Genomic DNA, 25,006 nt, shown 5'->3' on the forward strand with positions numbered 1-25,006 from the left:
CCATGTCGAAGATCGCTATCGTGGGGTCCGGCTTTATCGGCCGAGCCTGGGCCATCTCATTTGCCCGGGCGGGCTACGAGGCTTGCCTTTGGGACGTGGATCCGGCTGCACCGGATGCCGCGATATCCTATATCGCTGACGTGCTTGAAGACCTCGCGGCAAACGACTTGCTGAATGGCCAAGAACCGGCCGAAGTCATGCCTCGCCTGTCCGCCGAAGCTAATCTTGCAACAGCGCTGAAGGACGCAATTCACGTTCAGGAGAACGCGCCAGAAGACCTTGAGATAAAGAAAGAGCTCTATACCCGGCTCGACAAACTCGTTGCGCCGGAGACAATCCTGGCGAGTTCGACATCGGCCCTGCTGCCGTCAAAGTTCACCGAACACCTTGATGGACGCTCACGCTGTCTTGTCGCGCACCCGATCAATCCTCCCTACCTGATCAAGGCTGTCGAGGTTGTCCCCTCCCCCTGGACGAACCAGGACGCGATGGAAGCCACCCGCCGGCTGATGATCGAAGCCGGTCAATCGCCGATCATGATGACCGGTGAAATCGACGGCTTCATCATGAACCGCATGCAGGGCGCACTGCTGGAAGAAGCCTTCCGGCTCGTTGAGGGCGGTCATGCCAGCGCAGAAGATGTCGACATAGGCATCCGTGAGGGGCTGGCTGCCCGCTGGGCCTTCATGGGTCCGTTCGAGACCATCGACCTCAATGCACCGGGCGGCGTGCGGGACTATGCCACCCGTTATCAGGGCATGTTCGCCAACATGTTCGAGCAAATGAAGACCCGCGTCGACTGGGCAGGGCCTGTGCTCGATGAGATTGAAAACGATCGCCGAAAACGTCTGTCTGCCGACCAACTCGAAGAACGCCAGAAGTGGCGGGACCGGCGACTGATGGCTCTGGCCGCCCATAAGCGCACCCAGGACAGGGAGACAGGACAATGAGTGCAGTCAATCCGCTCAAGGGCAAGGTGATCATCACCTGTGCGCTCACCGGTTCAATCCACACGCCGACCATGTCGCCGCACCTGCCGATCACACCGGATGAAATCGTCGCCGAAGCTGTCAAGGCGGCAGAGGCCGGGGCGGCAGTTTTGCATCTTCATGCCAGAGATCCGGAAACCGGCAAGCCGGATCAAAGCCCTGAGGGCTTTGCACGCTTTTTGCCGCGCATCAAACAGTCAACAAATGCCGCCCTGAATCTCACCACCGGCGGCAGCCCATACATGACTGTGGAGGAACGGGTGCGGCCAGCCGCCCAGTTCAAACCGGAAGTCGCTTCGCTAAACATGGGATCCATGAACTTCGGCCTGTTTCACCTGGCGGAGAAATACGACAGCTTCAAGCACAACTGGGAAAAGCCGTTTCTGGAGTCCACCCGGGATCTGGTGTTCCGCAACTCCTTCAAGGACATCGAATACGTCCTGTCGACCTGTTACGAGAACGACACCCGTTTCGAGTTCGAGTGTTACGACATCTCGCACCTCTACAACCTTGCGCATTTTGTCGATCGGGGCCTCGTCAAACCGCCGTTCTTCGTTCAGTCGGTCTTCGGTCTTCTCGGCGGGATCGGAACCCATCCCGAAGACGTCCTGCACATGAAACGGACCGCGGACCGCCTGTTTGGAGATGCCTATCGCTGGTCGGTATTGGGAGCAGGTTCAGCCCAACTCAAGATCGCGGCACAGGCAGCAGCCCTCGGCGGCAACGTCAGGGTCGGGCTTGAGGACAGCCTTTGGGCCGGAAAAGGCAAGTTGGCCAAGTCCAGCGCTGATCAAGTCACGATGGTCCGCAAAATCATCGAGGGCCTTGGACTTCAGATCGCAACACCCGATGAAGCGCGCGAGATATTGTCGCTCAAGGGACCTGACAGGGTCGGATTTTAAAAAAGAAAGGGGCATCGCGACGCGCTAGATAACATAACTTACAGGCGCCGTGGTGCTTTCCTGATCTGCAAGGGCCTTTTGCAACTCGGCAGCATCAACCGCCTCGCTGAAAAGAGATCCCTGGGCCTGGTCACAACCGATGGATTGAAGGAACCTGGCTTCCGCATAGCTTTCCACACCCGCGGCAATAACCGTCAGATTGAAGCTCTTCGACAGATCGACGATCGAGCGAACGATCAAGGTGTTCTGGTGAGACAAGGACAAAGCCTTGATGAATGATCTGTCGATCTTGATCGCGTCGATCGGATAGTCGCGAAGATGCGTCAGGGATGCGAAACCGGCACCGAAGTCATCAAGCGTGATCGAGACGCCCGCCTCGCGCAACTCGGACAAAATGCGATGAACACACTCTATCTCGTCGTTCAGCAGAACACTTTCAGTCACTTCAAGGCGGATCATGTCTGCCGGAATGCTGCTAGCGCCCAACTGCGCCAGAAATCCGGACGCGAAATCATCAGTCTGGAACCAGTATTTCGATGCGTTGATGCTGATCCGTCCAGGCGCAAAGCCCTGGCTCCGCCAATGTCTTAGGTTTGCCAGTACAATCTGGAAAACGCTGCTATCGACCACGCGTGCGCTCTCAGGGTCTTTAAAGGCATCCCAGAAGTCCTCAGGCCCAAGCAGGCTGCCGTTTGGGTCGGACACACGCACGAGAGCCTCCGCCCCTTTGATCGACATGTCGTTCAGATTCACAATCGGCTGATAGTGCGTTTCAAGTCGGTGAGACCGATGCGCACTGCGGACAATGTCAATCGCCTTCTGGCGGCTATCAAAGACTTGCTTCAACGTCTTTTCATAATAGCCGACCCGTCCACGCCCGGAGCGTTTCACCCGGTAAAGAGCCATATCCGCGCACTTCATCAGGTCCTCGGCGCTTGATGCGTCTTGCGGGGCAAAGGCGAGGCCAATCGAAGCGCTGACATAAACGGATGTCCCTTCGAACGGGATAGGATCCTTGATCCGTGAAATCAGTTTGTTCGCCGTCTCGGCCGGTGTTTCCGGGGCGCTCACCGGCACAATCACCGCGAATTCATCCCCGCCAATTCTCGCGCAAAAACTACCTTCTCCGGAGCTCTCCCGGATCCGTTCGGCAACCACTCGAATGACCTCGTCTCCGGCCAGATGACCAAGACTGTCATTCGCAAGCTTGAAGCCGTCCAAGTCGATCAGGATCAGGGCATGCTCGCAAGGTGTGCCGCCACAGCCCTTCATCATCTCTTCCAGCCTGGATTGAAACCAGTGCCGGTTGCCAAGGCCGGAGAGCGAGTCAATGTGAGCTGCTTGCCACAGAACCTGCTCGTGCTCGTGTTGTTCCGTGATGTCCTGGATGACGCCAATCAGCATGTTTTCATCCGAGCCAGCATCTTCAAGTTCGCCCGAGAACCGAACACGCCTTTGCCGTCCGGTGCTGGTAACAAAGTCCGTCTCGACAAGAAAAGGTATTCCCGCGGCGATAGACCGAGAGATCGTTTCCTCCACATCCGGGCGCGTCTCCTCGGGATAAAAGGACAAAGCCATTTCGAGATCGAGAGGTGTCCCGATCGGCAACTCATGCAGCCTGAAAACCTGATCGGACCAAGTTATAGTATTTGTGTCCCGATCGAGCCGCCATGCACCTATGTTGGCCAGGCTCTCGATCTGCTTCAGAAGCTTGTGCTGGCTCGCTACTTTCGCGTTTTGCGCATGCGCCAGGATGCTCGATTGCTTGGCGAGCGCCATGGTCTTGTAAGAGCGCAGCAGCCCCTCGACCACTAGCGCCAGACGTTCCAGCTGCTGGAGTTGAAACTCGGTAGGCTGGCGAGGCTTGTCGTCCATGACGCACAAGGCCCCCAGATAATGAACCCGGTCAATGGAAAGAGGGTAGCCAGCATAAAACCGAATATGGGGTTCGCCCGTCACCTGCGGGTTGTCCGTGAAGCGTGGATCCTTATGCGTGTCGGGAACCACCAGTGGCTTTCCCGTGGCAATCGCATGAGTGCAGAACGAGACGTCACGTGGCGTCGACTCCACAGCCACACCAACGCAAGACTTGAACCATTGCTGTTGTTCCTCAACGAGACTCACAAGCGCAATCGGACACTCAAGGATGGATGCTGCCAACTCGGTGATGGCGTCAAACTCGGGGTCTTTGGGTGATCGAAGAATATCCAGAGCGCGCAGGGACGATAGGCGCCCTGCTTCATTCTCCGGCAGAGGATAGCTGCCTTCGCTCATACGGTCCCCGCTACGTAGTTCCACTTGGCAACCGTAGCGGGAATTTCATAACAAATTCAGAACATCGAAACCGTCAATATAGTCATTGTTAAAATTACTGACTAACAATAAACCTCATTGAAAATCCAAACACTATCCTCATAACCCAGCACCCTTAAAAGAAAAAATCGACATTAATTTGGATCGCATGAATTTCGACAAAAAGAACAATATCAAAATAATTATTCAACACAAAAATCGAGAAACGATCTCTAGAAAAGCAGCCTACTCTTTACGCGCGGCCAGCTCCAATGCTTCCGTCAATTTGTCCTGATCGCCGACAAATGCTGCAAGCACCAGAATCAACCTCGCATTCAATGCGTCGCTCTCTGCCTTGCTGAGCCCGTCATGGGCGGCAAGAAGCTGGGCATAGAAGTCATCAGGGTGGGTGAAGCCGATGTTCTCGGTCATCTTGCCAGGAACCTTTCTCATTGGGCGGCCGTGTTGGCGAGCACTTTGTTCATCGCGGTTGCAACGTCCCTGGCATCATATGCCAGCCACCTCGCAGCGACATGCTGATCGGGCCGCAGCAAATAGACTGCGGCTTTAGCGTCCGACAGATACCGTTCCCTGAGGTCTGATCCCACGTCAGCTGCAGAAACGGACAGGCCGTGTAGGAGAAACCCGCCAAAGTCCGTGTTCTTGGGCACCTCGCACCCTAGACCCAGCAAAGTGAAACCGCTCGGCAACTGGTTCAGCAGCCAGCCTTCACCCAAGGGCGCGTCGCAAGCCGGGGCGCCGGGCCGCGTTCTCTGCGGCAATTGGGCGATGATCTCACCATTGAGCGTAGATCCGTCATAGGTGCTGGGCAGGGACAGCCGGCCGGAATTGACCAGAGGACGGGCAAAAGCCTGCACCTCAGCCAGATCAAGAACCGCATTGCGGAAGATCCTGCTGATCTCAGACTTCGGTGTAATGAAATCCGTCGAGCGACTTGAATTCAGAATATTCTCGTCGGCCGCCTGAACACGCTCCTCGTTGTAGCTGTCGAGCAGACCGTCAGATACCTTGCCTTGCAGAACAAGCTTGAGTTTCCATGCAAGGTTTTCCGCGTCCTGAAATCCGGAATTTGCGCCACGTGCGCCGAACGGCGAAACCTGATGAGCGCTGTCTCCTGCAAAGAGCACGCGGCCATGGCGGAAACTTTCCATACGGCGGCATTGGAAGGTGTAGATAGACACCCATTCGAGTTCGAACTCTACATCTTCTCCGAGCATTTGCTTCAGACGGGGAATGACCTTTTCCGGCTTCTTCTCTTCGTCCTTGTCGATGTCCCAGCCGAGCTGCAGGTCAATCCGCCAGACCCCGTCGGGTTGCTTGTGCAAAAGCGCCGACTGTCCCTTGTTGAACGGCGGGTCGAACCAGAACCAGCGCTCCACCGGGAAATCGGCTTTCATGGTCACGTCAGCGATGAGGAAATTGTCCTCGAATACTCGACCGATGAAGTCGAGGCCCATCATACTGCGGGTCGGGGAATTCGCACCATCGCATGCAACCAGCCAGTCACAGGTGAGTTCGTAAGCACCTTCAGGTGTCTCAACGCTCAGGCTGTTGCCTGTTGCAGAGGTCTCAAGTGCAGACAGCCTGTTGTTGCCCCGGATCTGGATCGGCTTGCCTTCAGCCTGCAGCTGGCGCACACGCTCGACGAGATAGAGCTCGCAATAATACTGCTGCAAATTGACGAAGGCGGGATGCTTGTGCCCTTCCTCCGGCAGGAGGTTGAAGTCATAGACCTTACGTTCTCCGAAAAAGACCTTGCCGACGTTCCAGACGACGCCCTTCTTCACGAAGGCATCCGCGCAACCAAGCCGGTCCATGATCTCCAGCGTGCGCTTGGAAAAGCAGATGGCCCTGGAGCCGAAACTGACCTTGTCGTTCTCGTCAAGGACCACGACCGGAATGTCCGACATGGCCAAGTCGATGGCGGTTGCCAGCCCCACCGGACCAGCGCCGATGACCACGACAGGATGATTGACTGTTGATGTTGCATCCTGATCCGGCGAACGCTCGTATGGATAGAGCGGCGTTTCGAAGATCTTGGTCATGCGTTCCTCCCGGGAACCAGGGACATTCGTCTATTGCAGTTGTCGTCTATTGCAGTTTTTGGGCCGCCTCATGCCGGTCAAATTCAAGAAAGAACTCATCCAGCTGAGGAGGCGCAGCGCTGGTTCTGGACAGCATTGCGTGAGCCTGGCCCCGATGATGGATCTGGTGCTGAAAGAGGTGCAGCAAGGTGCGGTCGATCCGCTCCCGGCGAACGCCCTTTTCTCCACGGTCCTGCTCTACTGACTTTGTCAGGTCATCAGGTGAAAGTGTGTCACAGAAGGCGATCAGCGCTGCATCCACCTCAACCTGCATTGCCTGAAGTTCGGCAGCTGTTCGCGGCAGGAGATCATCATAAAGCGAACGTCCCCGGCCCTCTTCTTTCAGTGAATCCAGATAGTAGCGATCGACAGCGAGGATGTGCTGCAGCGTTTCCCGGATCGAGGGAAAGAAGCCGGAACGCCCGGCGTCAAACTCGATCTGCGACAGCTGGCAGCAAGCGTCATAAAAGCGCTGGTTGGCCCAGGCGTTGTTACGCGCCTGGAGACGCAGCTGCTCGATTGCCTCCATGCGCATTACCCCTGCAGCTGCGCCCACATCTCGGCATCACGCTCAGCAGTCCAGATGCGCGGGGTTTCGATGCCTCGCGCCTCATCAAAGGCCCGAGCCACGTTGAATGGCAGGCAGTGTTCGTAAATGGCAAAGTCCTTGAACTTTTCATCGCACTCGGCGCGCACTGCGTCCCAAGCTTCCTTCAATGTACCGCCACGAGCAACGACCTTTGTCACTGGACGATACGTGCTTTCAACGAAGTCACGGGTGCAATCGATGGCAGCTTCCACCATCTCCGGTCCGATCAATGCGTCCCCACGCCCCGGCGCAATCGACTGAGGGTCGAAAGAACGGATCATATCGAGCGTGTCACCCCATTCCTCGAAGTGGCCGTCGCCGCAGTAACAGGCAGAGTGATATTCAACGATATCGCCCGTGAACATCACCTCTTCGTCTGGCACCCAGGCGACGATATCTCCGGCCGTATGGGCGCGGCCAAGATGCATCAGATCCACCCGGCGCTTGCCCAGATAGACCGTCATGCGCTCGGAAAAGGTCGTTGTCGGGTAGGTCAGACCAGGAATGCTCTCATGCCCCTGAAACAGGCGCGGAAAGCGCTCGAATTCGGACGCCCAGTCCTCGGCGCCACGCTCCTCGACCATGGCAAGGGCGGCATCGCCCATGATCACCGTCGGAGCGTTGTAGGCCGACGCTCCCAGAACACGGACGGCGTGATAGTGGGTCAGCACCAGGTGGGAAATCGGCTTGTCGGTGACGGTGCGAACCTTCTCGATGACCTTGTTCGCAAGGCGTGGGGTGGCCTGCGCCTCGATGATCATGACACTGTCATCGCCAATGATCACGCCCGAATTCGGGTCCCCTTCTGCGGTGAAGGCCCACAGGTCGCGGCCGATCTCCGTGAAGGAAATTTCCTTTTTCGCCATGTCGCCAGCTGATGCGAATTTCTTGGTCATGTACCCGTCCTAATATGCGCCCGTGTTTCAGGGGCTTTTTCTGTCTCGGCGCGTCAACGCCCAAATTGCTCGTATGCTCAGTCGTGCTCTCGTCATGCCGAGCTTGATCCCGAACATGACGGCGGCGGTCGAAAGTCGACGATTAAGCGCCGTGGGGCTGAACCACCTGCTCAATCGCTCCGAAGATCGTATGACCGGCTTTGTCCATCATTTCGATGCGGACCGTATCGCCGAACTTCATGAAAGGTGTTTTCGGTTGTCCGTCTTTGATGGTCTCGATCATGCGGATCTCGGCAATGCAGGAATAACCGACACCACCTTCAGAAACCGGTTTGCCCGGACCACCATCCAGCTTGTTGGAAACAGTGCCCGAACCGATGATCGTTCCGGCAGACAGAGGCCGGGTCTTTGCGGCATGGACAATGAGCTGCGGGAAATCGAATGTCATGTCGATGCCCGCTTCGGCGCGGCCAAAGGCCTTGCCATTGTAGTCGACACGCAGCGGCAAAGAGAGCTTGCCGCCATCCCAGGCATCGCCCAGCGCGTCAGGCGTGACGGCGACAGGGGAAAACGCCGAGGACGGTTTGGATTGAAAGAAGCCAAATCCCTTGCCAAGTTCAGCCGGGATCAAACCACGCAGGGACACATCATTGACCAACATGACGAGGCGGATCGCGGCACGTGCCTGCTCGAGGCTCGCGCCCATGGGCACGTCGCCAACGATGACTGCAATCTCGCCTTCCATATCAATGCCATAGGCTTCGTCCGCCATCAGAATCGGATCGCGCGGCGCAAGGAAACTGTCGGAGCCCCCTTGATACATCAGCGGGTCGGTCCAGAAACTGTCCGGCATGTCCGCTTTGCGTGCCTTACGCACCAGCTCCACATGATTGACGTAAGCCGAGCCATCGGCCCACTGGTAGGCGCGAGGCAACGGAGACAGCGCGTCATGCTCATGAAAGCGCAGGGATGGAACCGCATCGTGGCTGAGGCTCTCGGCCAGCACCTGCAGTTTTGGCGCGACCTTGTTCCAATCGTCGAGTGCGGCCTGAAGCGTCGGCGCGATATGCATCGCCTCGGTGCAGCGTGTCAGTTCCTTGTTGACGATGACCAGCTTTCCGTCCCGGCTGCCGTCCTTGAGCGATGCAAGTTTCATGAACGTTTCCTCGGTATCGTCAGACCGTCGTATCCGACTGTTGTTGTTCCTGAGAATTCGGGCGCGCACGCATCGAGCCAGTCCTGCTCTTCAAATCCGGGCAGGTCCGCCGGGATCAGATGATTGAGCACCAGATGAGGCGTTTGCGCGCTTGCTGCGATCCTTGCCGCATCCGGAGCGAGCGTGTGACTGTCCATCAAATGTTGACGCAGCCGTTCGCCGTTGCCCGTGATTTCAACGATCCGATCCACTCCATGCTGAAGCATGGCTTCGTGCACCAGAATATCGCAGCCACTTGCAAAATCGGCGAGCGGCGGGAAATAGGCCGTATCTGCCCCGAACACAACGGACCATGAACCGATGTTGTCGGAGACATCGAACCTGAGTGCGAAACAATCAATGACCGGTGGGTGGTCGACTCGCAGGGCTGAAATCTTCAGCGCGTCATCCTGGACGTCCAGTGAACCTTCGCCGATCAGTCGAATCTCCACGAGATCACGCAGATCCGGCCTTCCCTCATCCTCAATCCTGAGATCGATGTCATAACGCATCGAGGCCAGGAAACCGTCCCAGTAGTCCTGCAGATCTGCCGGACCATAGATCGTGACCTTTGTCGACAACCCTGTCGTCCAAGCCGTGTGGATCAGCGGGCCGAGTTCCAGCACGTGATCGGAATGCATGTGAGTGATGAAGATCAGATCCAGATGTTTAAGCCAGACACCTGCCTCCACCAACCCACGGGTCACTCCAAGTCCGCAGTCGATGACGCAAGTCCGGCCTGCGACCTGCAGAAGAGAACTGGCGGGTGATGGCCCTCCCGGACGGATGGCCGGACCGCCCTTGGATCCCAGAATGACCAGACGATCCTGCGCAGCGTTTCCCGTTGCCTGTGCCATCATTTGCTCCAGTTGCCCTCAGGGGTGCCGTCGAATTTCTTCTCGAGACTATCCCAACAGTCGATGTAGTCATCCTGCAGAGGGGCTTCCTTTGCCGCAAATCTGGTCAAATGCTGCGGAAAGCGCGTCTCGAACATGAAGGACATGGTGTTGTCGAGCTTTTCAGCCTTCAGATCCGACGTTGATGCGCCCTCGAAAGCATTCTTGTCCGGTCCGTGAGGCAGCATCATGTTGTGCAAGCTCATGCCGCCGGGAATGAAGCCCTTCGGCTTCGCATCATACTGACCGTATATGTTGCCCATCAACTCGGACATGATGTTCTTGTGATACCAGGGCGGACGGAAGGTATCCTCAGCCACCATCCAGCGCTCCCGAAACAAAACGAAGTCGATGTTGGCGGTTCCCGGAACTCCGGACGGCGCCGTCAGAACGGTGAAGATGGACGGATCGGGATGGTCGAAAAGGATCGACCCGACCGGGCAATAGGTACTCAAGTCATATTTGACCGGCGCGTAGTTGCCGTGCCAGGCAACGATATCCAACGGGGAATGGCCAATTTTCGTTTCATGAAACTGGCCGCACCATTTGATGGTGATCCTGGAAGGCGCGTCACGATCCTCAAAGGCGGCGACCGGCGTCTTGAAGTCGCGCCGATTGGCCATGCAATTGGCGCCAATCGGTCCGCGTCCCGGCAGCTCAAATTTCTGGCCATAGTTCTCGCAGACAAAGCCGCGCGCCGGCCCTTCAAGCAGCTCGACCCTGTAGACCAACCCACGGGGGATGATCGCGATTTCCTGCGGCGCCAGATCAATGACCCCGAGTTCTGTCGCCAGCCGCAACTTGCCTTCCTGGGGCACGATCAAAAGCTCGCTGTCGGCTGAATAGAAATACTCGTCAACCATGGAGGCTGTGATCAGATAGATATGGCTCGCCATGCCAACCTGGGTGTTCACATCTCCAGCCGTCGTCATCGTGCGCATGCCGGTCAGCCAGGTCAGCTCTTCCGCCGTGTGTGGTACCGGGTCCCAGCGGTACTGTCCAAGCGACACCACATCCGGATCCACATGGGGCGCCGACTTCCAATAAGGCAGGTCGATTTTCGCATAACGGGTGGAATGCTTCACGGACGGCCGGATGCGATAACACCATGTGCGCTCGTTCTGATGGCTTGGAGCGGTGAACGCCGTGCCGGACAATTGCTCGGCATAAAGACCGTACGGGCATTTTTGCGGGCTGTTCATTCCCTGCGGCAAAGCGCCGGCAAGCGCCTCAGTCTCAAAATCGTTGCCAAAGCCGGGCATGTACTCGAGCGCATTTTGGCCCGCGGTCTGAACGGTGTCGTGACGCATATGCTGATTCCTCCCAAAACAGGGCGCATGCAAATTAGTTTCATTTGTAACTTTCTGATCCGGAAGGGTCAAGCCTTGAAGACCCCTGGCCGACTCTGGCCTTTTGAACCGTTCAATACCGCACGCATAATCGTTGGACCCTGGCCGTTTCGCGCTCCCTCACAGCTCAAGAAAGTCCACAGAACGGCGCTCAGCCCACCTGCCCCAACGTGCCTGACTTGTTATTCGGGAGATTGTTCGCTATAAGAACAAAATAAGAACATTTGAGGTTTGAGACATGCGCTTTCCGCTGACAGACACCGCAGGCCCTGAAAATTTGATCGCGACACACGCCGCCGGCATTGGCTATTCCCGTCTAGGTATTCCCCACGAACAATTTGACGGTGATGAGGCACATAAGAGCCGCGCCACGCCTGTCACATCACCCGAAGTTCAGACGATCCTGCTTTACCTGCGCAAGACACGTGACAAGGCAGAAACAGTCAGAGAGAACGCCCCTGCAGGCAGTTATCTCGATGGCGTCCTCAGCCGCACCATTGCCGGCATTGATCAGGAAATCAGCCAGTTGCGATACCTGCTCAACTCAGCTGACGATGCAATGAAATCACTTTCAGCCAAGCCACAACGCATGCGCCCTGCTCTATGACTTCAGCTCCATGGCAACATGGCTCTTTGAGACAAACGCAATTAACTATTTCCCAACGTTTTACGACTGCCGCATTCAAGTTTAGTTTACCGGATCTTTGCGCAATGATAACAGTAGAAGCATGTTAACACGTTGTTAACGATCATTTTCATTGAGCGATGGGGCACTCAATGCTTCTGACTGACATGACGACATTTGCGATGTGCCTCGTCTACATGCTGCTGGCGCTTCCGTTCTTCACCGTCTGCTGGCTGGAACTTGACAGTCGCGACGGCACGCATCCGATCAGCTATGCGCTGATCCTGTTGATCACCGTTTTCTGGCCACTGGTCACCGTTGCCATCGCGATGCTTGTGCTCTTGCTGCAATCGTTTGTGCCAGCACGCTTCAACGCCGAACGACGTTCCGGCAGAACCCCACCGGCAATCTGATCAGGCGGCCGCTTCGTCGCCGGGGGCTGTCTGCCAGCCCAGATCCGTCAGGGTCACGATACGGTTGCCACGCAGATCCGTCGCGCAAACCAGAAAACCGCGCTCTTCCATATGGCTGAGCAACCAGCGCGCGCGTCCCGGAGACCGGGTGCCATAGGCTGTTGCGATTTCGATATTGCCCGGACACGGCGCCTTGGCCAGCGCCGCCTTGGCCAAAAGCAGGTAGACCCCGCGCATGTCCTCGGGAAGCTCTGCAGCGATCAGTTCGGCCTGCTGCCAGTCGCTGTCATCCACATCGCCTTTCTCGACACCTGCGCGCGCAACCGAGAGCTTTTCGCGAAAGGCCTGCAGGTCTGGCGCACCGCCGACCAGCTTGGCGATACGGCAACGCACCTGAAAGTCCTGATAAAGCGATGCAATCGGCTGAAACGCCGCGTCCGGTTCGTCGAGAATCTCACCAATGATCTTGTCGATGGTTTCTTCGCGCTCACCATAGTCAAGAAGACTTGCCGCCGGTTCGATCTCCGCCTCGGCAGCATCCTCTGCACCAGACAGCTGGGTTAGAACATCCGACGTCGAGGCAACCGGCTCGGGCGTGCGCACACGCCGCGGCGCTTCCTCATCGGCAGAGCGCGTGAAGATCAGATCCTTGGCCTCTTCCTTGGGCTGGTCCGGCAACGGCATCAGCTTGTGAGTTCCCCCACGCCCTGCGGTTTCGACCGGTCCGATCTTCACAGACACGGGCCGACGAGAGAGCGCCGGACCGAGCGCGACGAAATGGCCACGGTCCAGATTGCGGAAGGTTTCAGCCGTGCGGCGCTCCATGCCCAGAAGATCGGCGGCACGGGCCATGTCGATATCCAGGAAAGTTCGGCCCATGAGAAAATTGGACGCTTCGGCAGCGACGTTCTTGGCGAGCTTTGCCAGCCGCTGCGTCGCGATGATGCCTGCCAGGCCGCGTTTACGTCCGCGGCACATGAGGTTCGTCATGGCCCCGAGAGAGCGCCTTCGCGCTTCTTCGCTCACTTCACCGGCTGCTGCAGGGGCAAACAACTGGGCTTCGTCCACAACCACCAACATGGGGTACCAAAGATCCCGGTCAGCGTCGAACAGACCATCAAGGAATGTGGCGGCGGCTTTCATCTGCCGGTCGGCATCGAGCCCCTCGAGATTGAGCACAACGGACACGCGGTGCTGACGCACACGGCCGGCGATCATCTGGAGATCTTTTTCCGTGCCGACCGCATCGACGACAACATGACCGTATTTTTCTGCAAGAGAGACGAAATCTCCCTCCGGATCGATGATTGCCTGTTGAACCCAGGGTGTGGACTGCTCCAGCAGGCGGCGCAGAAGGTGCGACTTTCCCGATCCGGAGTTGCCCTGTACCAGGAGCCGGGTGGCCAGAAGTTCTTCCAGATCCATTCCGGCGCGGGCGTTACCCGCCATTTCCCCGATGTCGATACTAACCGTCATTCAACTTCCCGAAGATCGCCCGCGGCGACACACATGCCTTTTGTGGTCCTCGTCCGTCCTGTGGCTTCATGGTCAGACCGATGGACCGAGCAGGCACCACATTCTGCAGCCAAAGTTCCCTGATTCCCGGACCTGTGCAACGAGAGCGGGAGCTCTCCATACAGAAAGTCACAGGCAAAGCATCGCTGAGGGCATGGATCGAAACCGGCATCTCAAATCAGACCAGAGGACGCCGACAGTATCTACAGCTCTTGAGCAATCGGGGCAACATGTGCCCCCAAGAAGAAACCCCTGCCGCCATATGGCGACAGGGGCTAGGTCGGTACCTTGCTTCAAGGCGGCGATGGGGCCTTTTTTCGACCTGGGGATTTGGCAAAACCTGGGCCTTTTGACCTTCGTATCGGTTTGCCTTCCCTCTTCACGTCACATCACCTGATGCTCCGCAAAAACTATATCCGTGCCAGCATTTAGCCGGCGGGGCTGTCCGCTAACGGGCGCCCAATCTCGTCAAGTGCTTCCTGATCTCGCCTTCGAGCCCCTCAAGGGTCTGGGCAACATCACTTTCCAGCGCGGCGTCACCGCCTTTGGAAAGCTCTTCAAGCATCACTTCATAGTCCCGACAGATCTCGTCGAAGACCTCATCCAGCAGTCGCAGCCTGCCGATCTCCTCCACTGCGAGACCGAATTTCTTCTGCCATCCCGTCAACTCGCGCCTCCCACTGCCCGTGTCTGAAAGGTTGCAGCGAACAAGTTCGATGCGTTCGATATTCACCAGAATTGTCACAAAAAGGGAGTGTTTCACGGTTTAGTTCACCGGTTTCACGGTGTATCACCCTTCTCTCACGCCGTGACGGAGGATAAGATCGGGTATGGGCGGCAGGAAAAAAATCGAACAACCAACACTTCCGGACAGGGAAACGGTCGAGACAACTCTCGATGCGATCTGTGCCAGTGACGGCTTCGTTGCAGCACAAAGGCTGCAGGATTTTCTCCGCTATGTGGTCATCGAGACCTACGAGGGTCGGGGCGCGCAGATCTTCGGCAAGACGATTGCAGAAGACGTCTACAAGCGTTCACCCGACAAGGAAGGTGACAGTTCAAATCTGGTGCGCGTCGATGCACGCAGACTTCGCCGCGCCCTTGAAGATTATTATGCCGGGCCGGGCGAGAACGACCGCATCCGCATTCACATCGACCCTGGTCAGTATGCGGCGCGATTCGAGACTTCAGAACGCCGCACGGCGCCCACGCCACCGCGATCTTTCTGGCGGCCCGGCCCTGTGGTGCTGGCCGTTGCCGCAACGGTGGCCCTTGCGGCCGCCATTTTCTCGGTCATCCACATGTTCGTCTCTCACGAACATGAAACCGTGACCCTTGCGCCGCCAACTCCGCAGTCTGAAAGTCGGCGCACAGCGCTGCGCGAAGCCTTCCTTGAAAAATCCCCTGCCTCCGTCCACGCGTTCAACCTGACAGAGCAGGCTCGCAACTTCTATTACCCCGAGCTTGGCAAGAAGCAGCTGGCAGAAGCGCGGGCCTTGTATGAGAACGCCGTCAAACTGGATGCACACTACTTCGGGGCCCATGCCGGGCTGGCGCAAGTGATCGGCTTTCAATCCTTTCACCTGCCACCAGGCGCAGAGCGCGACGCCCTCGTGGATCTGGCAGAATTTCATGCCAAGGAAGCCGAAAAATTCAACGCGGCCGACGCATGGACCCAGTCCGCCCTTGCATGGGCGGCCTTTGCACGCCGAGACATTGCCGACGCCCGCATTCACGCCGCCAGAGCCATGGAGATCGCGCCGGCAGACCTGTTTGCGGTCGATTTCGATGCCCTCATTTCGGTTCTCAGTGGGGACTACACGCGAACGATCTCGGTCACGGATCCCGCGCGCTATGAAACTCTTCCCCTGGATGGGCATCTCTTCCAGGTCTGCGTGGGGGCAGCGAAATTTCACCTCGGTGACTTTGCGGGTGCGATTGAGACCATCGAGCGAAACATGGAAACCGGCGGCCCTTCGGGGCCAATCAACTTTGCCTATCTGATTGCCGCCAACCAGAAGGCAGGAGAGCTGGAGCATGCGCAAGAGCTGCTCGAACAGTTCCAGGCAACTTGGCCAAACTCCCGTTTCGACCGGTTTCTGTATTCTTTCTTCACGGAGCGCGCTCCCGTCGACGACCTGATCTCTGCGCTGAAGGAAGCTGGCTGGGAGCCGCCCGAGACCTGAGCCAGCTGCGTCAAGGCGCTCGAGCCAGATCATGAACCGATCACGGCAGCGGTATTTTCAGTTCACGGACTTTTCACATACCAAGGCCTTTGAAGTTTGCCCGGCGGGCCTTATCTGCAAGTCAGATACATGCTGCTGCATCTGAGCCAATCGGCCGACGGAACCAGCGGCCACCATCGCAGGGACGTCCAAACTCATGCAAATCCACGCTGACCTTTCCAAACGTGCGGTTGTCGACAGCTCTTCGCTTGACTGGATCGCATCGCCGATGGCCGGCGTTGAGCGCCGGATGCTGGAACGAGATGGCGCAGAAGTCGCCCGGGCAACCAGTCTTGTGCGCTATGCTCCGGACTCGTCATTTTCTGCCCACCGACATGACCTTGGCGAAGAGTTCCTGGTGCTCGAAGGCGTCTTTTCTGACGAGACCGGGGATTTCCACAAAGGCATGTATGTCCGCAATCCTCCCGGCTCCACCCATGTACCCTCTTCTGCACCAGGCGGGATCATCCTCGTCAAATTGCGGCAGATGGCGCCGGACGACGATACCTATGTCAGGGTCAACACCACAGATGCAAGCGCCTGGCAGGATGGGCGTGAGGGTGAAGCAATCCTGCCGCTTTTCGCGAGCCCGCATGAGCAAGTCGATATGTTGCAATGGACCGGAGCCTGCGCATTCCGCCCGGTTTCTCTTCCAGGCGGCGCGGAGTACTTCGTTATTTCGGGCAGCTTTTCCGATGATGACGGCTCTTACCATGAAGGCACATGGCTGAGGCTGCCGCCCGGATCCAGCCACACGATCCGCACCGAAACAGGCGCAAAGGTCTGGCGCAAGACCGGCCACCTGGGCTGAACCTTTGACCGATTTTCCGCGTCCTTTTGCCGATGGACAATATTAAAAACATATGATTTTCTGCATATGTCGTAGACTAACCGAACACACTGGCGCTTGCGGCATATGCGGAGGAAATCATGAAAACGCTCTTCACGGGCCTTATGGCTCTGGCGCTGATCTCAAGCGCCGTTTTTGCTGGCGATGGACTGCCAATCCGAGACAAGGATACGGTGATCACCATCGAGACCGAAGACGGCGCCTTCGACATCACGCGCGAAAAAACTGATGCCGCGCTGATCGGCGGCGTGCTTCAGCCGATGGTGCCTGTGCCTGGCGTCACGCCGGTTGGCGAGCTTGACGTTCTGGATGCACTGGAAACGCATAGCGCCAAGGTCGTGGACATGCGGACGCTGGAATGGCGTACACAGGCCACGATCCCCGGCAGTGTTCACATCCCCTACACAGAAGTTGCCAGCCGGCTGGATGAGCTCGGTTGCACGAGCTCATCCGGCGCGTGGGACTGCACAACAGCGGACAACGTCATCGCCTTTTGCAATGGACCTGCCTGCGGTCAGAGCCCGATTGCCATCCGCGCAATGGCCCGCGAAGGTTTTCCAACGGACAAGATTTTTTATTATCGCGGGGGCATGCAGAGTTGGACCGTTCTGGGCCTGAGCACAGCCGAGGACATGTTCTGACGCCGCCAAACTGGTCGAAGAGCTATCCCGGCAGTCTCTCGCCGACTGCCGGGTCATATGTTGCCTCGAGCGCCCCTGTCAGCCTCCAAAGGTCCCGTTGAAGGCAATTTCCGCCAAGGGCTTGCGAGGACTTGGAAGCTCACGCGCCTGAAGCCCTTCGGCAAGGCTTGCAACATCGCCCCTCTTGCCGATAGCGAAGGCGATTTCCACCTTGAATCTCGAAGGCACGTTGAGCGCCTGATGAACGTCTTCCTTCAAGATGCCCGCCATCGCATGGGTATGGTAGCCGAGAGTCGACGCCTGAAGTGCGGCCTGAGCCCAAGCGGCCCCTGCATCGAAGGAATTGGTGCCTGCCGGACGGATCTCGCCATTCTGGCCGTCAATCTGCGTATCGGACAGCAGGAAGACCAATGCGGAGGCATGCTGCGCCCAGTCCTTGTTGAACGGGTTCAAGAGGTTCACCAACGTCTCCCAGCTGTCATCTGCGCGCCGCGCGTAGACAAAGCGCCAAGGCTGAACGTTGAAAGCAGAAGGTGCCCAGCGCGCCGCCTCCAGAATGGTCTTCAGTTCGGCTTCCGGCATGTCGGAGCTGTCAAAGGCGCGAGGCGACCAGCGGCCGACGAAAAGAGGATCGACGCCATACGCGGCGTGCCGGTGATCGGATATCTGAAATTCCTTGGTGGTCTGGACCGTCATGGTCATCTCCTGAAGCACATCGGGGCGGGAGCCTACCTGGTCGGGTAAAACCTGATAAGCCACTGGTTTGCAATGTGCGTATTTTTATCTTTAAATCAAGATACTTTTTGTCAAGACAATTGACCAGTGCGTTTCAGCTGATTGAACAATGCCGGTAGAACGTAATTTCCACCTACCCTGCAGCGGGAACACCTTTCGCAAATTTGGCCGGCGGGCAACCGACATGGCGAGTGAAGGCCGTGCTGAAGGCACTTGCCGAACCATAGCCGATCCTGTCTGTGACCTCCGCAATGCCATAGCCGCCCGAGCGCAACATGTGCTTTGCAAGTGTCATCCGCCAGTTCAGCAAATAGCTCATGGGCGGAACGCCAACAATTCGGGTGAAGCGCGTGAAGAAAGCGGAGCGGGACAATCCCGCTTCTGTCGCCAGTTCAGGCACTGTCCAGCCCCGGTCCGGCGCATGATGCAAGGCGCGCAGCGCTTGCCCGACCCTTGGGTCTGCCAGACCGCGCAGAAGGCCAGGTGCCGCCTCGAACTGCGTCTTGGCGCGGAACGCCTCAATCAAAAGAACTTGCAGGAGATGCTCAACCACCATATCGCGCGCTGGCCGATCCGCACGTGCCTCGTCTCGAACCAGCGTAGCCAGAGTCGCGAGGCGTCCCTCACCACGCACCACGACCATCTCGGGCAAAAGCGACATCAAAAGCTCGGCATCAGGACTGGCGAAACGACAGTGACCGATAAGCTGCTGAACCTCGGGCGGCGTCTCCACAAGACCTTCTGGTCGACCGATGCGAGCAATCCCGTCCACGCCAAAGTCAGGCAAGCTGACGAGGCCCGGCGGTGCCGGTGGATCGAGGCTGGAGACCGTCAGGCCGGTCACCTTCGGCACAAGAACGAAGTCTCCAGCGCGCAACTCCAAAGGTGCCTTGCCATCGACCTCCAGTCGCAGTCGGCCGACAAGCAGCATGCAATAGAAGACCTCGTTAATATCCTCACGGCGCACGCGGAACGGCCCAAAAGCTTCCGCTAGTTTCGAATAGGGTGCCTGGGGGCGCAAGAGTGAGATCACTTCTGAGAGCGTATCAGCCAATTCGGACTTTCAATAATAAACAAAGGATTCCCAACCATAGATCATCCGATCAAATCGGTCGATACCAAAGACATCCAACAGCAGGAGACTTTGCTATGAAAACCGTACTGATCACTGGATGTTCCTCCGGATTTGGTCTGGCGACCGCACACCACTTTCTGCAACAAGGCTGGTCCGTGGTTGCTACGATGCGGCAGCCGGACGAAACGCTGCTCCCTGTCTCCGATCGATTGCGGGTCCTTCCTCTGGATGTGACCAACGCACAGAGCATCGCCCACGCGGTCGCCGCTGCTGGCCCGATCGATGCGCTGGTCAATAACGCCGGGATTGGCTGGCTGTCACCGTTCGAAAGCACGGCGGAGGAGACTATCCGCAAGATCTTGAAAACAAACACGCTCGGCACTTTCGAGATGATCCGGGCCGTGCTGCCACAAATGCGTGCGAAAGGCGCCGGTATCATCGTCAATGTCTCGTCAAGCGTGACGCTGAAGCCGCTTCCACTGCTGTCGATCTATACGGCCAGCAAGGCCGCCGTGAACGCCTATACCGAGTGTCTTGCGCTGGAACTTGCTCCCTTGGGGATACAAACCCGGCTGGTTCTTCCGGGCCAAGCCCCCTCGACCAGCTTTGGCAGCAACGCACGCGCCCTCATGGCAGAGGCAAAGGAAACCCCTGAGGCCTACAGGCCTTTCATGGAGAAAGCCGTGAGCGAGCTTCAAAAAAGCGCGGCCGCTGAACCCACAAAAACGGATGATGTGGTTCATGCGGTCTGGCGCGCGGTAACCGATCCGAATTGCCCGCTGCATCTGCCTGCCGGCAGTGACGCCGAAGCCCTGGCCGTCTAGACAAAACGCCAAGGGCAGCGGAAGACCGCTGCCCTGAAACCTCGTTCAACACTGCGCGTTTTTGCGCCAAGGAAAGGCGGCTAGCCTTCGAAGTCTGCCTTGAATTGATCTCTCAAGACATTCTTCTGGATCTTGCCCATGGTGTTGCGCGGCAGCGCGTCCAAAACGTGCACCTGCTTGGGTTGTTTGAACTTGGCGAGCTTATCCGCAAGCGCTTGCGTAACGGCAGGCTTGTCGAGCTTCGCGCCCTTCTTTGGAGCGACGACTGCAACGACACCTTCTCCGAAATCCGGATGTGGAACACCAATGACGGCGCTTTCGGCAACCCCCTCGATTTCATCAATCGCCGCTTCGACCTCTGCCGGATAAACGTTGAAGCCCCCGGTGATGATCAGATCCTTGGACCGACCGACGATGGCCACATAACCATCTGAATCAATGCGTCCCATGTCGCCGGTGATGAAATAGCGGTCCGCACGGAACTCCTCGGCGGTTTTTTCAGGCATCCGCCAATAGCCCTGGAAGACATTCGGGCCCTTGACTTCGATGATGCCAACGTCGCCCTGATCCAGCGCGCGGCCGGTCTTTGGATCCGCAATCCTGAGCGCAACTCCCGGCAGGGGAAAGCCAACCGTCCCCGGACGCCGGTCGCCGTCATAGGGGTTGGAGGTGTTCATGTTGGTCTCGGTCATGCCGTAGCGCTCAAGGATCGCATGGCCGGTGCGCGCGCTGAACTCCTTGTGCGTCTCGGCTGAAAGCGGCGCGGACCCCGAAATGAACAGGCGCATATGTGCCACGAGATCCCGGGTGAAGGCCTCGGACCCCAGAAGCCGGGTGTAGAAGGTCGGCACGCCCATCATCGTGGTCGCCCGCGGCAGAAGCTCCAGAACAGTATCCAGATCGAACTTTGGCATGAACAGCAAGGACCCGCCGGCCATCAGCAGACAGTTGGTCGCAACAAAGAGGCCATGTGTGTGGAAGATCGGCAGAGCATGCAACAGAACGTCGTCAGACGTGAACTCCCAGTATTTGACCAGCGTCCTGGCGTTGGACGCGAGGTTCTCATGGCTGAGCATCGCTCCCTTCGAGCGGCCTGTCGTGCCAGATGTGTAGAGGATGGCGGCCAGATCATCAGCGCCTCTGGCGACATCCTCGAAAGTGTCGCTGGCCGCTTCGGCAAGGTCGAGAAGCGACCCTTTCCCGGACGCGTCGAGTGTCTGAAGGCTTGCACCAACTTTTGATGCTGTCGACTGAAGCGCGTCTGCACGGGATGGGTCGCAGACGAAGACCGCCGGTTCGGCATCGGTGACGAAATAATCGATCTCGGCGGGTGTGTAAGCGGTGTTCAGCGGCAGGAACACGCCACCTGCCCGCACCGTTGCCAGATAGAGCATCAAGGCGTCAGGTGTCTTTTCCACCTGAACCGCGACGCGGTCTCCCGGAGCAAGACCCAAACCGACCAGCGCATTGGCATAGCGCGCCGAGCGGGCAATGACATCACCATAGGAAAGCGACATGCCCTCCGCCGTTTCGAGGAACGTCTTGGCAAGATCCGGCATGTTGGCGCGAATTTCGGAGAAAAGGTGATTTGTCATTGTCAGCTTACCGGCGTCAGTTGTTTGGCTTCAGGTACGGCTTTGGCGAGACGGGCCACGGCAGAGCTTGCCGCGACGGTTCCGTTGGCCGCATAGGATTCGTGATTTCGCTCTATGTACTTGAGATCATACAAGTAGTTCACCATCAGGCCGTGAGCCTGGGAAAGACCGTTGGGCGACAGGTCGCCGAGCCAGTTGACCCTCTCCAGCCGGGCCCCATTGCCGATGTGAAAACGGGCAACCGGGTCAATCGGGCGATTGTTGCGGTCTTTCTCGCGGGTCAGGTAGTGGGCGCACAGGTGCGGCAGAACGGTTTCAAGCTTCTTGGCCGCCTCTGCGTCCTGAGGCCAGTCGAGCTCTGACAGGGCCGCGATCTGGTCCTCATTGAGGTGTGCGGCAATCTGGCCGGTCTCGTCTTTCAAGGCACGAGATAGCCAGCGGGCAAAACCCGGCACCGGAGACAGCGTCACAAAGGTCTTCAGCGAGGGCAACTCCCGCCGCAGCTCTTCAACAACCTGCTTGATGAGGAAATTGCCGAAGGAGATGCCGCGCAGGCCCTTCTGGCAGTTCGAGATTGAGTAGAATACCGCCGTATTGGCTTCCTCGGCGGTGATCTCCGCGCGCTGTTCTGCCAGGATCGGCCCGATAGCACCCGGAATTTCACGGGTCAGGGCGACTTCCACAAAGATCAGAAGATCATCGACAAGGGCAGGATGAAAGAAGGCGTAAAGCCTCCGGTCTGCCAGACCGATACGCCTGCGCAGGTCCTCCCAGCCGTCGATCTGGTGCACCGCTTCATAGGCGATGATCTTTTCAAGAATGTTGGCCGGCGTGCTCCAGTCGATCCTGCGCATGACCAGAAAGCCGCGATTGAACCATGAAGAGAACAGGTGTTCAAAGTCCCGGTCCACCTCCCGCAGATCAGGATGCTCGCGCAGAAAATCCAGAAGGTCCGAGCGCATGGCCACAAGGGCCTTCGTGCCGCCGGGGGCAAGGTTCAAGCGCCGGATCAGCTCCTGGCGCCGGGGCTCCGACACCGAATGCAGCCGGCGCAGGAGGGTCATGTCTTCCGGCGCATCATTGAGGGCCGCCGACGTCTCGCGCACCTTGTCCAGATCCGCTCCGAAATGATCGCGCAGGGACAGAAAGAAGGAGAGCTTTCGCTCCCCGTCTAGCTGCTGATAGATGGAAAGCACTTCTCCGGCGAGTGCAACTCCCGAAGCCTCGCCGCGACCGGACAAGAGCGCCTCGCACAGGTCGACGAGCGGCACTTCGCCATTCCGTCCGCGGCCTGCATCGAGCAGGGCCCGGCCCTGCTCGGTGATTGACGTCAGGAGTTCGCCGAAGAAGCTGGTGTTCATAGTGCCTTGCCCATCATCAGTTCGGGAAGCCAGGTCGCAATGCCCGGTACGAGACAAAGAAGGACGATACCGACCACCATACACAAGACATAGGGGATCGATCCGCGCAGGATCTCGGCCAGCGTGATGTTCGGTGCGATGCCGTTGATCACGTAGAGGTTCAGGCCAACCGGCGGGGTGATCAGTCCGATTTCCATGTTGATCGTCAGAACCACCGCAAACCAGTAGGGATCAAAGCCCGCCTGCAGAATGATCGGCAGGAGGATCGGTGCCGTCATCAGGATGACGGCGACCGGCGGCAGGAAGAACCCGGCGAATAGCAGGAAGCAGTTGATGATCGCCATCAAAATCCAGCGGTTCACGTCGAGAGCTGCGATCCATTCCGCGATCGACTGGGTGATGAACATGGAGGACAGCGTGTAGGAGAAAAGCTCCGACGCGCCGATGATCATCATGATCATCACGCTTTCCTTCAGCGTGTCGCGGAACATGCCCGTGACCTTGGTCACGCTCCACATGCGGTAGATGACCACCACCAGAACGATGCAGAAGAGCGCGCCGACACCGGCAGCTTCCGACGGTGTGGCGACGCCGCCATACAGCACGTAGAGAATGCCGATGATGATCGCCAGGAAAGGCAGCACCCGCGGCAAGGCCGCAAAGCGTTCCTTCATGGTGAAGCGCTCGGTCAGCGCGGACAGGCCGATGCCACGGCGACGGCAATCGTAGATTGTCCAGGCCATGAACAGTGCCGTCAGCATGAAACCAGGAAGCAAGCCGGCCAGGAACAGGCGACCGATCGAGGTTTCCGTGGCAATGCCGTAAACGATCATCGTGATCGATGGCGGAATGAGGATGCCGAGCGTTCCACCCGCCGCGATTGAGCCCGAGGCGATCTCATTGGGATAGCCGCGTTTGGTCATCTCCGGGATGCCCATCTTGCCGATGGCCGCACAGGTTGCCGGCGATGAGCCCGAGAGCGCTGCAAAGATCGAGCAGGCGCCAATATTGGAGAGCACGAGGCCACCGGGCACCCGGTTCAGCCATCGATCGAGTGCCTCATACAGATCCTTGCCTGCAGGAGACGACGCGACGGCAGATCCCATCAGGATGAACATGGGAATGGAAACAAGGCCAAAGGAAGCCAGACCGCCGAAGAAGGTCTCGCCCAGAATGGACAGGCTTCCGGCCCCGTCGACAATCAAGAGCGCGGCGATGGAAACGAAGCCCAGGGCGAAGGCAATCGGCGTACCGATGCCAAGAAGCGCAAGCAGGGCAAAAAGGATGAGAAGGCCTGTAAACAGCGGGCTCATGCGGACTCTCCTCTCCAGATCTTGGCGACTTCAGCAATATATTGAAGCGTCATCAGACCAATACCCAGGGGCAGAGGCAGCAAAGGAATCCAGAGCGGAAGCGCCCAGACCGTGTCCGTGGTCCAGCCGTAGGACCAGGCCTCCTCGAAATAGGTCCAGCCAGACCAGGCGAGCAAGGCACAGAACAGGAGCCCGACCAGACCGGCCAGCGTCTGGACGACTTGCCGTGCAGAACCGTGGAGTTTGAGATAAAGCAGATCGACGTTCACATGACCCTTTTCCATAAGGACGAACGGAGACGCCAGAAATGTCATCGCGACCAAGGCATAGATCACATACTCTGTCTGCCAGACCGTTGAGGCGTTCAGGAAGTAGCGCATGACCACCATCTGGGTCACGACCACGATGGCCGAGGCCAAAAGAAACAAGGCAGCGACGGCCGCCAAGCGAGACAGGGCCGAAACCCAGCGAATGTAAGCAGTCATGAATGTGGTCCGACGTCAGACAGCCAAGAGCGCTCGAAAGCGCCCGCAACATCTATGAGTATTTGCAGGTGAGAAAAGTCCTCCGAACCTGCGGCTTGACGCACACAGGCCCGGAGGAACTTGAGCTTGGAGGCTT

24 protein-coding genes are annotated in these 25,006 nt (G+C 58.0%); 8 read left to right on the forward strand and 16 right to left on the reverse strand.

Annotation, left to right across the window (positions count from 1 at the left end; translation table 11 throughout):
• Window positions 1-2 precede the first annotated feature (2 nt).
• Both ABJZ52_RS17755 and ABJZ52_RS17760 read left to right on the forward strand, forming a co-directional pair.
• The gene (locus ABJZ52_RS17755; RefSeq protein WP_348192269.1) at window positions 3-950 is read left to right on the forward strand and encodes a 3-hydroxyacyl-CoA dehydrogenase; all 948 of its coding nucleotides are present in this window, start codon (window positions 3-5) and stop codon (window positions 948-950) included.
• Window positions 947-1,891, forward strand: a complete 945-nt coding sequence (locus ABJZ52_RS17760) for a 3-keto-5-aminohexanoate cleavage protein (RefSeq protein ID WP_348192271.1) — start codon at window positions 947-949, stop codon at window positions 1,889-1,891. The genes ABJZ52_RS17755 and ABJZ52_RS17760 overlap by 4 nt, the downstream gene beginning before the upstream one ends.
• 24 nt (window positions 1,892-1,915) lie before the next feature.
• On the opposite strand, the gene ABJZ52_RS17765 is transcribed toward ABJZ52_RS17760, so the two are convergent.
• From ABJZ52_RS17765 to hmgA, 8 genes are all read right to left on the reverse strand, one after another.
• Complete coding sequence (locus ABJZ52_RS17765; RefSeq protein ID WP_348192274.1) at window positions 1,916-4,165, reverse strand: EAL domain-containing protein; 2,250 nt, start codon at window positions 4,163-4,165, stop codon at window positions 1,916-1,918.
• Between the two features lie 264 nt (window positions 4,166-4,429).
• Window positions 4,430-4,615 (reverse strand): DUF2783 domain-containing protein, encoded by a 186-nt coding sequence (locus tag ABJZ52_RS17770; protein ID WP_348192277.1) that lies wholly within the window; start codon window positions 4,613-4,615, stop codon window positions 4,430-4,432.
• A gap of 17 nt (window positions 4,616-4,632) precedes the next feature.
• Window positions 4,633-6,249, reverse strand: a complete 1,617-nt coding sequence (locus tag ABJZ52_RS17775; protein WP_348192279.1) for an FAD-dependent oxidoreductase — start codon at window positions 6,247-6,249, stop codon at window positions 4,633-4,635.
• Between the two features lie 46 nt (window positions 6,250-6,295).
• The gene (locus ABJZ52_RS17780; RefSeq protein ID WP_348192282.1) at window positions 6,296-6,817 is read right to left on the reverse strand and encodes a DinB family protein; all 522 of its coding nucleotides are present in this window, start codon (window positions 6,815-6,817) and stop codon (window positions 6,296-6,298) included.
• 5 nt (window positions 6,818-6,822) lie between these two features.
• Window positions 6,823-7,773 carry an MBL fold metallo-hydrolase gene (locus ABJZ52_RS17785; protein ID WP_348192285.1) on the reverse strand — a complete coding sequence of 317 codons (951 nt, stop codon included), beginning with the start codon at window positions 7,771-7,773 and terminating at the stop codon, window positions 6,823-6,825.
• A 142-nt stretch (window positions 7,774-7,915) separates the two neighbouring features.
• Window positions 7,916-8,929, reverse strand: coding sequence for a fumarylacetoacetate hydrolase family protein (locus tag ABJZ52_RS17790; RefSeq protein WP_348192288.1), 1,014 nt, complete (start codon window positions 8,927-8,929; stop codon window positions 7,916-7,918).
• On the reverse strand, window positions 8,926-9,825 hold the full coding sequence (locus ABJZ52_RS17795) for an MBL fold metallo-hydrolase (protein WP_348192290.1): 900 nt from the start codon (window positions 9,823-9,825) through the stop codon (window positions 8,926-8,928). Before ABJZ52_RS17795 ends, ABJZ52_RS17790 begins: the two co-directional genes overlap by 4 nt.
• Window positions 9,825-11,174: a homogentisate 1,2-dioxygenase gene (gene hmgA, locus ABJZ52_RS17800; protein ID WP_348192293.1), complete on the reverse strand. Its 1,350-nt coding sequence runs from the start codon at window positions 11,172-11,174 to the stop codon at window positions 9,825-9,827. Before hmgA ends, ABJZ52_RS17795 begins: the two co-directional genes overlap by 1 nt.
• A 277-nt stretch (window positions 11,175-11,451) precedes the next feature.
• Between hmgA and ABJZ52_RS17805 the strand changes: the two genes are divergently transcribed.
• Together ABJZ52_RS17805 and ABJZ52_RS17810 are read left to right on the forward strand one after the other, a co-directional pair.
• Window positions 11,452-11,820, forward strand: coding sequence for a hypothetical protein (locus ABJZ52_RS17805; protein WP_348192296.1), 369 nt, complete (start codon window positions 11,452-11,454; stop codon window positions 11,818-11,820).
• Between the two features lie 170 nt (window positions 11,821-11,990).
• Entirely contained in the window at window positions 11,991-12,251 is a 261-nt protein-coding gene (locus ABJZ52_RS17810) for a hypothetical protein (protein WP_348192298.1), read from the forward strand.
• On the opposite strand, the gene ABJZ52_RS17815 is transcribed toward ABJZ52_RS17810, so the two are convergent.
• Window positions 12,252-13,727: an ATP-binding protein gene (locus ABJZ52_RS17815; RefSeq protein WP_348192301.1), complete on the reverse strand. Its 1,476-nt coding sequence runs from the start codon at window positions 13,725-13,727 to the stop codon at window positions 12,252-12,254.
• Between the two features lie 487 nt (window positions 13,728-14,214).
• A complete protein-coding gene (locus tag ABJZ52_RS17820) occupies window positions 14,215-14,529 on the reverse strand; it encodes a hypothetical protein (RefSeq protein ID WP_348192304.1) in 315 nt (104 codons plus the stop codon).
• Between the two features lie 67 nt (window positions 14,530-14,596).
• Between ABJZ52_RS17820 and ABJZ52_RS17825 the strand changes: the two genes are divergently transcribed.
• From ABJZ52_RS17825 to ABJZ52_RS17835, 3 genes are all read left to right on the forward strand, one after another.
• On the forward strand, window positions 14,597-15,952 hold the full coding sequence (locus tag ABJZ52_RS17825; RefSeq protein ID WP_348192307.1) for a hypothetical protein: 1,356 nt from the start codon (window positions 14,597-14,599) through the stop codon (window positions 15,950-15,952).
• Window positions 15,953-16,148: 196 nt separating this feature from the next.
• Window positions 16,149-16,802, forward strand: coding sequence for a cupin domain-containing protein (locus tag ABJZ52_RS17830; RefSeq protein WP_348192310.1), 654 nt, complete (start codon window positions 16,149-16,151; stop codon window positions 16,800-16,802).
• A 119-nt stretch (window positions 16,803-16,921) separates the two neighbouring features.
• Window positions 16,922-17,482, forward strand: a complete 561-nt coding sequence (locus tag ABJZ52_RS17835; protein ID WP_348192313.1) for a rhodanese-like domain-containing protein — start codon at window positions 16,922-16,924, stop codon at window positions 17,480-17,482.
• A gap of 78 nt (window positions 17,483-17,560) precedes the next feature.
• On the opposite strand, the gene ABJZ52_RS17840 is transcribed toward ABJZ52_RS17835, so the two are convergent.
• Window positions 17,561-18,178: a nitroreductase family protein gene (locus ABJZ52_RS17840; protein ID WP_348192316.1), complete on the reverse strand. Its 618-nt coding sequence runs from the start codon at window positions 18,176-18,178 to the stop codon at window positions 17,561-17,563.
• Window positions 18,179-18,350: 172 nt separating this feature from the next.
• Window positions 18,351-19,271, reverse strand: coding sequence for an AraC family transcriptional regulator (locus ABJZ52_RS17845; RefSeq protein ID WP_348192319.1), 921 nt, complete (start codon window positions 19,269-19,271; stop codon window positions 18,351-18,353).
• Between the two features lie 95 nt (window positions 19,272-19,366).
• On the opposite strand from ABJZ52_RS17845, the gene ABJZ52_RS17850 reads away from it, so the two are divergent.
• Window positions 19,367-20,116 carry an SDR family oxidoreductase gene (locus ABJZ52_RS17850; RefSeq protein ID WP_348192321.1) on the forward strand — a complete coding sequence of 250 codons (750 nt, stop codon included), beginning with the start codon at window positions 19,367-19,369 and terminating at the stop codon, window positions 20,114-20,116.
• Between the two features lie 80 nt (window positions 20,117-20,196).
• Here ABJZ52_RS17850 and ABJZ52_RS17855 read toward each other — a convergent pair whose 3' ends face one another.
• The 4 genes from ABJZ52_RS17855 to ABJZ52_RS17870 are packed head-to-tail and all read right to left on the reverse strand — an operon-like array spanning window position 20,197 to window position 24,870.
• The gene (locus ABJZ52_RS17855) at window positions 20,197-21,711 is read right to left on the reverse strand and encodes a malonyl-CoA synthase (RefSeq protein ID WP_348192324.1); all 1,515 of its coding nucleotides are present in this window, start codon (window positions 21,709-21,711) and stop codon (window positions 20,197-20,199) included.
• Window positions 21,712-21,713: 2 nt separating this feature from the next.
• Complete coding sequence (locus ABJZ52_RS17860) at window positions 21,714-23,072, reverse strand: malonyl-CoA decarboxylase (protein ID WP_348192327.1); 1,359 nt, start codon at window positions 23,070-23,072, stop codon at window positions 21,714-21,716.
• The gene (locus ABJZ52_RS17865) at window positions 23,069-24,385 is read right to left on the reverse strand and encodes a TRAP transporter large permease (RefSeq protein WP_348192330.1); all 1,317 of its coding nucleotides are present in this window, start codon (window positions 24,383-24,385) and stop codon (window positions 23,069-23,071) included. The genes ABJZ52_RS17860 and ABJZ52_RS17865 overlap by 4 nt, the downstream gene beginning before the upstream one ends.
• Window positions 24,382-24,870 (reverse strand): TRAP transporter small permease subunit, encoded by a 489-nt coding sequence (locus ABJZ52_RS17870; protein WP_348192333.1) that lies wholly within the window; start codon window positions 24,868-24,870, stop codon window positions 24,382-24,384. The genes ABJZ52_RS17865 and ABJZ52_RS17870 overlap by 4 nt, the downstream gene beginning before the upstream one ends.
• Window positions 24,871-25,006 lie beyond the last annotated feature (136 nt).

The organism is Roseibium sp. (assembly GCF_039982295.1).
Classification (GTDB): Bacteria; Pseudomonadota; Alphaproteobacteria; order Rhizobiales; family Stappiaceae; genus Roseibium.